Raw genomic sequence first — 7,916 nt, 5'->3', positions numbered from 1 at the left:
GGGGCCGCGAACACGCGCGCGCCAGCGCGCCAACAGACACAGCTCGCGTACCCGCTCTGGATCATCGCACTTGCGAACTCAGCGCCAGCGCGCCAAAAACTCAGCGGTTGTTGTACTGGTAAAAGCCCGCGCCGGTCTTCTTGCCGAGCAGCCCCGCCTCGACCATCCGCATCAGCAGCGGCGGCGCGGAGTACAGCGGCTCCTTGAACTCGGCGTACATCGAGTCGGCGATGGACTTGACGGTGTCGAGGCCGACCAGGTCGGTCAGCGCGAGCGGGCCCATCGGGTGGGCGCAGCCGAGCACCATGGCCTTGTCGACGTCGTCCTTGGTCGCGAAACCGGATTCGACCATGCGGATGGCGGACAGCAGGTACGGCACCAGCAGCGCGTTGACGACGAAGCCGGAGCGGTCGGCCGAGCGGACGACCTGCTTGCCGAGCACGTCACCGGCGAAAGCCTCGGCGCGCTCGGAGACCGACGCGCTGGTCTTCAGCGTGGTGACCAGCTCCACGAGCGGCAGCACCGGCACCGGGTTGAAGAAGTGCATGCCGAGGACGCGCTCGGGGTTGGCGGTCGCGACGGCGATCTTCATGATCGGGATGGAGGAGGTGTTGGAGGCGAGCACCGCGCTCGGGTCGGTGACGACCTTGTCGAGCTCGGCGAAGATCGAGGTCTTGACCTCTTCGCTCTCCAGCACGGCCTCGACGACCAGCTGACGGTCGGCGAAGTCGCCGAGGTCGGAGGTGAAGCGCAGGCGCCATGCGGCCTGCTCACGCTCACGCTCGGTGATCTTGCCGCTGCTCACCCCACGGTCCAGCGAGCGCAGGATGCGAGCGCGACCGGCAGCCGCTAGTTCCCGAGTCTGTTCGTAGACGAGCACGTCGACGTGCGCCCTGGCGCACACCTCCGCGATTCCGGCACCCATCTGTCCGGCGCCGATGACGCCGACACGCTGAATCTTCTCGCTGCTCACGTCCCGCTCCTGCTGGTCTGGTGTGGCTGGGATGGCTTGGGTCTGGGATGGCTTGGGTTTTGGTCCAAGGTATAGGGATGCCCTCCCCGCCGGGGCTGTTCGGCGGGGAGGGCGGTACACCCCTACTGGAGTAGAGGGTTGTCGGCCTGCATCACTGCGGGCTGGTCAACTCAGTGGAACTGACCCTCTTCGGTGGAGCCCTTGAGCGCCGCGGTGGAGGTGTTCGGGTCCACGGTGGTGGCGATGGTGTCGAAGTAGCCGGCACCGACCTCACGCTGGTGCTTGATGGCGGTGAAGCCACGCTCGGCGGCAGCCTTGAACTCGCGCTCCTGCAGGTCGACGAAGGCGGTCATGCCCTCGCGAGCGTAGCCGTGGGCCAGGTCGAACATGCCGTAGTTCAGCGAGTGGAAGCCGGCCAGGGTGATGAACTGGAACTTGAAGCCCATCGCGCCGAGCTCCTTCTGGAACTTCGCGATGGTCGCGTCGTCCAGGTGCGCCTTCCAGTTGAAGGACGGCGAGCAGTTGTAGGCCAGCAGCTGGTCCGGGAACTCGCCACGGACGGCCTCGGCGAACTTGCGCGCGACCTCGAGGTCCGGCACACCGGTCTCCATCCAGATGAGGTCGGAGTACGGGGCGTAGGCCTTGGCACGCGCGATGCAGGGCTCGATGCCGTTCTTCACACCGAAGAAGCCCTCGGCGGTACGGGTGCCGTCCAGGAACTCACGGTCGCGCTCGTCCACATCGGAGGTGATGAGGGTGGCGGCCTCGGCGTCGGTGCGGGCGATGACCACGGTCGGCACGCCGGCGACGTCGGCAGCCAGGCGCGCGGAGGTCAGGGTGCGGATGTGCTGCTGGGTGGGGATCAGCACCTTGCCGCCCAGGTGGCCACACTTCTTCTCGGAGGCCAGCTGGTCCTCCCAGTGCGAACCGGCGACACCGGCCGCGATCATGGCCTTCTGCAGCTCGTAGACGTTGAGCGCGCCACCGAAGCCGGCCTCGCCGTCGGCGACGATCGGAGCCAGCCAGTTGGCGACGGAGGTGTCACCCTCGACCTTGGCGATCTCGTCGGCGCGCAGCAGCGCGTTGTTGATGCGGCGCACGACCTGCGGCACCGAGTTGGCCGGGTACAGCGACTGGTCCGGGTAGGTGTGGCCGGACAGGTTCGCGTCACCGGCGACCTGCCAACCCGACAGGTAGATGGCCTTCAGGCCGGCGCGGACCTGCTGGACCGCCTGGTTGCCGGTGAGGGCACCGAGGGAGTTGATGTAGTCCTCGTTGTTCACGAGATCCCACAGGATCTCCGAGCCGCGGCGAGCGAGCGTGTGCTCCTCGACGACGGAACCCTGGAGCTTCACCACCTGGTCCGCGGTGTAGTTACGGGTGATGCCCTTCCAGCGCGGGTTGGTGTCCCAATCCTGCTGGATTTCCGCAGCGGTCTTCGGGGTGCCGGTGGTCGACATCTCTGACTCCACTTCTTCTTTGGTCGGTCGGTGCCGCTCGCCGAGATTCCACTCGGACTGCTGGAGCGACGATTTGCAGGCTTGCTAGGCCCATGGGGTGTACTTCCACACGATGGCACACCACGAAATAGCCGTCTACCTGTTGCTAATGTGAATCTCAGCTAGGTTTCGCCCGGTGAGTGCTAACTTTGCAAAGTTTGCGGGCGAATTGCAAGTAATGAACCTACCCGCAGGTAGCTCTGACGTGGGGTTTTAGCGTAACGCTCGTACTGTTTGTGATCTCCAGCCACCCCCGCGGCAACACGCCGGAGCATTCCGGTCTGTGAGTGGATTCACAGGGTGGGGCGGCCGCCCTCGGTGTGGGCCCGGACACTCTTCGCCGCGAATCGCGCGAGCGGATACGGCAGACTTGAACCGAGAATCAATCTCGATCAAGCGTCCAACTCCAGTCGGAGCATCCACGCGACGCCATCGAACAGGAGCCCCATGCGGAAACTGTGCCTCGCCGCGGCCGTCACGGCCTGCGCGACCGCCCTGCTGTATCCCTCCACCGCGAGCGCTGAGCCCGCCGCGGGCACGGTCGAGTCGGTCGCCCCGCTCGCCGCGGTCGCGACGCCGCCCGACGCGGCGGACGCGGCCCGCCTGCTCTATCGCTCCACGACCGCCGGCGACGCGCCGACCACCGCGAGCGCGGCCGTCTACTTCCCGGCCGGAACGCCACCCGAGGGCGGCTGGCCGGTGATCGCATGGGCGCACGGCACGGTCGGCCTCGGCGACGACTGCGCCTACAGCATCGCCGGCCCCGGCGCCCGCGAACGCGACTGGGCCTACCTGGGCACCTGGCTGAAGCAGGGCTACGCCGTGGTCGCCGCCGACTACGCCGGGCTCGGCACCCCGGGTGAGCACCCCTACCTCAACGGCACCGTCGAGGCGCACAACGTGGTGGACGCGGTGAAGGCCGCGACGCGGCAGTACCCGTCGCTGGCGAAGAAGTGGGTCGTGGTCGGCCAGTCGCAGGGCGGCGGCGCGGCAGTCTTCACCGCGCGCTACGCCACCGAGTTCGGCGGACCCGAACTCGACTACCGCGGCGCCGTCGGCACCGGCGTCCCCGCCTACATCGAGGACATCCTGCTGCCGCTCGGCCCCGGCATGCCGCCGATAGAGCTGGGCCCGCACACCACCGCCTACGTCCTGTACATCCTCAACGGACTGCGCACCACATACCCCGAACTCGACATCGACTCCTACCTGACCGACGCGGGCCGAGACTGGCTCACCCGCGCCCGCACCGCCTGCATCAACCCGTTCGGCGAAGAGCTCGCCGCCGCCGAAGTGGTCCTCGGCGACCTGTTCGCCCGCCCGCTCGCCCAGATCCCCGACCTCCGCGGCGTCCTGACCAGGACCATGGGCCTGCCCCAATCCGGCTACGACCGCCCGCTCTTCCTCGGCCAGGGCCTGCGCGACACCGACGTCATCACCCCCGCCACCCTCGCCTTCGCCGCCACCCTGCAAGCAGGCGGGCAGCCGGTCACCCTGCGCACCTACCAGCAGGATCACAGTGGAGCGGTGAACGCCTCCCTCCCCGACTCCGTCCCCTTCGTGCGAAACCTGTTCTTCTGAACGGGGTCTCGCACTTTGCAATACCCGCCTCGGCGTCGACATGCTGCCGTTGACCGAGGATCTGCGGGCCATCCTGGCCGGTCCCAGCGGCATGGAGGAACTTCGATGCGTCGTGACGTACATTCTTATTGTCGGCGACACCCAGGAAACCGATCTGGATCCACTCATCGATCGACTCGGTCCCCGAGCCAAGGAGGCCAGCATGACCACCGCCGAACGGCTCCGCGCCGAAGGCGAGGCCAGAGGCGAAGCCAAAGGCCGCGCGAACGCGCTGGTCGAGCTGCTGACGATCAAATTCGGAACAATCCCGGCCGGGATCACGGATGCGATCCACACCGCAGACCCGGCCGAAGTGCGCACCTGGACCACCCGCGTCCTCACCGCAACCACACTCGACGACATCTTCGCCTGACCGGCGCCGACCTGTTTCGCGCGCCGATCGGCCGTCAGCACTTCTTCCGCAGCGCCGACCGCAATTCGAGGAAGTACACTTCCACTAAGTACACGCCCGTCACAGGTGATCGGCTGATTCCCGCTCGAGACCGAGCCCCTGGCATCGTGACGCGCAGGATCGAAGTCGACGGGCAGGCGGAAGGCTAAGCGGCGTAAAGCATGTCCGAGTCGACCAGGACCACATCCTCCGCCGCAGCTGTGTCGATCAGCGCGGGCATGAAACCCACACCGCTGTAGCAAGCCAATCGCGTTCGGCTCGTGTCGAACTTGTCCGAGAGCAGGTCCCGGATCCGCCGCAACCGATCCAGATGACCGAGGCCCATCCTGTCGTTCCATTTGGCCTCGCCGATGGACAGCAGCGCTTCGCGACCGTCGGAAAGTTCACCGAAGACCGCGATATCGACTTCGTGCGTGGTCTTTTGCGCGGGTTCGTTGACCATCCCGCTCGCCACCCGGGTGACGTGCCCGCCGAAGAAGTCATCGGGCGCGTAGCCCGCAACCCAGGCGCGGCAGATCTCCTCGAAATGCGGCCCCAGCACGTTACTTTCGAAGCGGTGGCGCCGACGCTCCCACAGTCGCTCCGACCGGCGTCCATGTTCCCACTCCGTCCAGTCAGGGCGCTGGATCGCGTGGTAGAAGGCCACCAGCGGTTCATTGATCTGATAGAGCATGCGGTTCCCACGGAACGCGTCGCGCTCTCGGCGCAACAAGCCGCAGTCTTCGAGCACCGTCAGTGGATGAGTGATGTCGCTGGCTTTGCGTCCCACATACGACGCGATCCCACCGCTGGTCGCGTTGCCCTGCGCGACAGCTGCCAACACCGAGTGGTACAGGCCGGGATCGCGCAATCCGGGTTCCTCGCTGAGCAGATACCGTGCTTCGCGAAAGAGCGGGCTCGAAGGGTTGAGAACTGTTCGCAGCACCCAGTCGTCGAAGTCGTCTAGATTCACGGGTGCGTCCCCTTCGACGAACTCTCGCCGATAAGCCGGAGTTCCGCCGACGATCGCGTGCACCTGGATCGCCAACCGTGGATCACTGATACCCCAGAAGTCGGCGGCGAGCCGATAGTCCAGGGTAGGGACGATCAACTCGAGTCCCGCTCGGCCCCGCAGCGGCGCGCCACCCGCCAGCAGCGAACCCATGAACGACATCGCCGAACCACACAACAGCAGGCGGGCACGCGACCGCAATCGCTCCGGCCTGCGCGGCGCCAACGCCGATTGAATGATCGACGGCAACTCGGGACTGGCCTTCACAAGGTAGGGAAACTCGTCGATGACAACCGGAACCTCGCGGCCTTCCGTCACCGTCAAGAGCGCATCGACAGCCTGGCGCCAGTCATCGAACCGAATGGGCAGACCCGAACCACTGAACTCCGCGACCGCCGCCGCGAAGTACCGCAGTGACTCAGCCTCGGTGGCCTGGTCCGCCGCGAAGTAGAACCCTCCCGTTGCCTCGCAGACCGCCTCCAGCAGGAAGGTCTTCCCCTGCCTGCGCCGCCCCGACACCACTCCCAGCGTGGCATGCGGCTGCCCGCTCGTGACGAACCGCGCCAAGGCCCGCCACTCGCGCTCGCGGTCGAACATGTCGGCTGGCTTCTCGATGCCCAGAACCTCCGCCCCAATTTGAGGAAGTATATTTCCACTAAGTATACATCCTCAAAATCTCCGCAGGTCAGCCGGTGCCCTTGCGCATCGGATGCGGCGCGGTGGTCCAACTCGGGGTCGAGGCCAGGAAGGTGCGCTCGAATCGAGGGTGCGATGCAATCCTTCGCGCACCGGCGGCATAGATCGTGGCGGTACCGCGGCCCGGGTCACAGATGCGGACCGAATACCTCGAGCGACTGCACGTTGCTCATATTCACGTCGCGGTACTGGCGAGCGGCGCTTCGGCGGCGTAGTTGCTCGCAGCGGCGACGTCGAAAATGCCAGTCGGACGGATATTTCCGAAGCTTCGGCTGCTCTGCGCACGATGACGAGACGAGACAGCTGGCGCGCACATCGCATCCGGGACGCCGGAGGCATGGCGAGGCGGGCATCGCGTCTCGCGGCCATATCAGTCACGCCGCACCAATCGGCAGACACCCCAACGCCTCTCACGCCAGCCCGGACTCATCGGACGGCGGTAGATGATCAAACATTCTCATCCAGAGAAGTATTCGGGATTCACTCTCGTCAGCTAGGAACATCTTAGATCCGCCACGCTCGGGATAAACCGTGACCTTGTTAAGAAACTCTTCTGGATATTTCGCCAGCAACTCCACGAGCTGCTCGGTTCGATGCCGCAGGTCGGATCCACTCTCGGTTCGCCGCAGTCGTCTGATATATGTGCAGCATGTCGACTGTTCGAACGGGCCGGTAACAATGGCAAGTCGATCATCCATCGCAGCAAGTATCTCGGTGTCGCAGATCCCCGCGAGGACAGCCATCGCCAGCAGCCGCCTCAGCACACTCTCATCCATAGACCACCAGTAGCGATGATGGAGACCTCAGCGATTGGAGGAATGGGGAACTACCCTCTGGGGCAGAATGCCCTTGTCCCATTCCTTATCGAGTAAATCGAAAGCACTGAACGGATGCTTGCGTTCAATCGTAGCCTGCAGCTCGGTACCGCTCAACGGATCAACAATACTGTTGGTGTCCGATAGAGGCGCTACTTCGGACCAGTGGCATCGACGGCAGCTTCGACACCATATAAGCGAGACTCCGAGCCGTCGGGCGTTGGTGAATTCATAATAGTACCAACGTACGGTGTTATTCTTACAGTTTGGACACCGCCCCGGGTCGGTCCTGTAAACCAGGGGTCCATCGGGAGCAATGCCGACCAATTCGTCCTGCGTATACCTAGTCCATGCCACCAACGTCATGGCCTCATACAGCTAGCATCCTCGGCCCAGCATAGGCGCGAACGAGGACGAGTCCTACCAAAGGGTGATGGACCATACGCAATCAGCAATCAGGATGTCGTCGATATCCTCTGCAGTAACGATTACCTGAGCGCGAGACGAGGGGATCGAATAGTACTTGAAGTCATGGAATTCGGTATCCATCTTTCGAATCGAACTCCCTCGAAGAGCTATCGACTCCTTGAGGTCGCTCAAGGAGATTACGAGCGGAGCCTCGCCTACCAAAGCTGCTATCGAACTCGGTACGTGCGCATTCCAGCGAAGTCTGTGGACCGCAATTATCGCACTGAAACAGGTCCATCCTAGGAGCGGGTCGGATTGGAATCCAAATTCGATCAGTCCGTAGTCGCGACGGAAATTCTTCCTTCGCTTATCCATATCGTCCACATAGCTCGGGTCACCAAACGCGCCATCAATATCTGCAACGGTTGCGCCGTTTCGGAGCCCGAGCAGGGATCCCGTGCACGCAACATCGGCCAGGTACTCAGCGAACCGCGTCGTCATG

Annotated in this window: 7 protein-coding genes; 2 read left to right on the top strand and 5 right to left on the bottom strand. The window is 64.5% G+C overall.

The window, feature by feature from the left end:
- Window positions 1-100 precede the first annotated feature (100 nt).
- Both ACRWNM_RS29125 and aceA read right to left on the bottom strand, forming a co-directional pair.
- On the bottom strand, window positions 101-973 hold the full coding sequence (locus ACRWNM_RS29125) for a 3-hydroxybutyryl-CoA dehydrogenase (protein WP_431971312.1): 873 nt from the start codon (window positions 971-973) through the stop codon (window positions 101-103).
- A 170-nt stretch (window positions 974-1,143) separates the two neighbouring features.
- A complete protein-coding gene (gene aceA / locus ACRWNM_RS29120) occupies window positions 1,144-2,433 on the bottom strand; it encodes an isocitrate lyase (RefSeq protein WP_431971311.1) in 1,290 nt (429 codons plus the stop codon).
- Between the two features lie 486 nt (window positions 2,434-2,919).
- Between aceA and ACRWNM_RS29115 the strand changes: the two genes are divergently transcribed.
- Entirely contained in the window at window positions 2,920-4,053 is a 1,134-nt protein-coding gene (locus tag ACRWNM_RS29115; protein WP_431971310.1) for an alpha/beta hydrolase, read from the top strand.
- Window positions 4,054-4,255: 202 nt separating this feature from the next.
- The gene (locus tag ACRWNM_RS29110; RefSeq protein ID WP_431971309.1) at window positions 4,256-4,465 is read left to right on the top strand and encodes a hypothetical protein; all 210 of its coding nucleotides are present in this window, start codon (window positions 4,256-4,258) and stop codon (window positions 4,463-4,465) included.
- Between the two features lie 184 nt (window positions 4,466-4,649).
- Here ACRWNM_RS29110 and ACRWNM_RS29105 read toward each other — a convergent pair whose 3' ends face one another.
- The 3 genes from ACRWNM_RS29105 to ACRWNM_RS29095 all read right to left on the bottom strand — a co-directional run bounded on the left by ACRWNM_RS29105 (window position 4,650) and on the right by ACRWNM_RS29095 (window position 7,915).
- Window positions 4,650-6,092 (bottom strand): AAA family ATPase, encoded by a 1,443-nt coding sequence (locus tag ACRWNM_RS29105; RefSeq protein ID WP_431971308.1) that lies wholly within the window; start codon window positions 6,090-6,092, stop codon window positions 4,650-4,652.
- Window positions 6,093-6,601: 509 nt separating this feature from the next.
- Window positions 6,602-6,967 (bottom strand): hypothetical protein, encoded by a 366-nt coding sequence (locus ACRWNM_RS29100; protein WP_431971307.1) that lies wholly within the window; start codon window positions 6,965-6,967, stop codon window positions 6,602-6,604.
- Between the two features lie 459 nt (window positions 6,968-7,426).
- Window positions 7,427-7,915 (bottom strand): hypothetical protein, encoded by a 489-nt coding sequence (locus ACRWNM_RS29095; protein WP_431971306.1) that lies wholly within the window; start codon window positions 7,913-7,915, stop codon window positions 7,427-7,429.
- Between the last annotated feature and the right edge of the window lies 1 nt (window position 7,916).

Source organism: Nocardia sp. bgisy134, from assembly GCF_965341865.1.
GTDB lineage: Bacteria > Actinomycetota > Actinomycetes > Mycobacteriales > Mycobacteriaceae > Nocardia.
The sequence above is the reverse complement of the archived record's forward strand: the minus strand, read 5'-3'. Positions and strand labels throughout refer to the sequence as shown.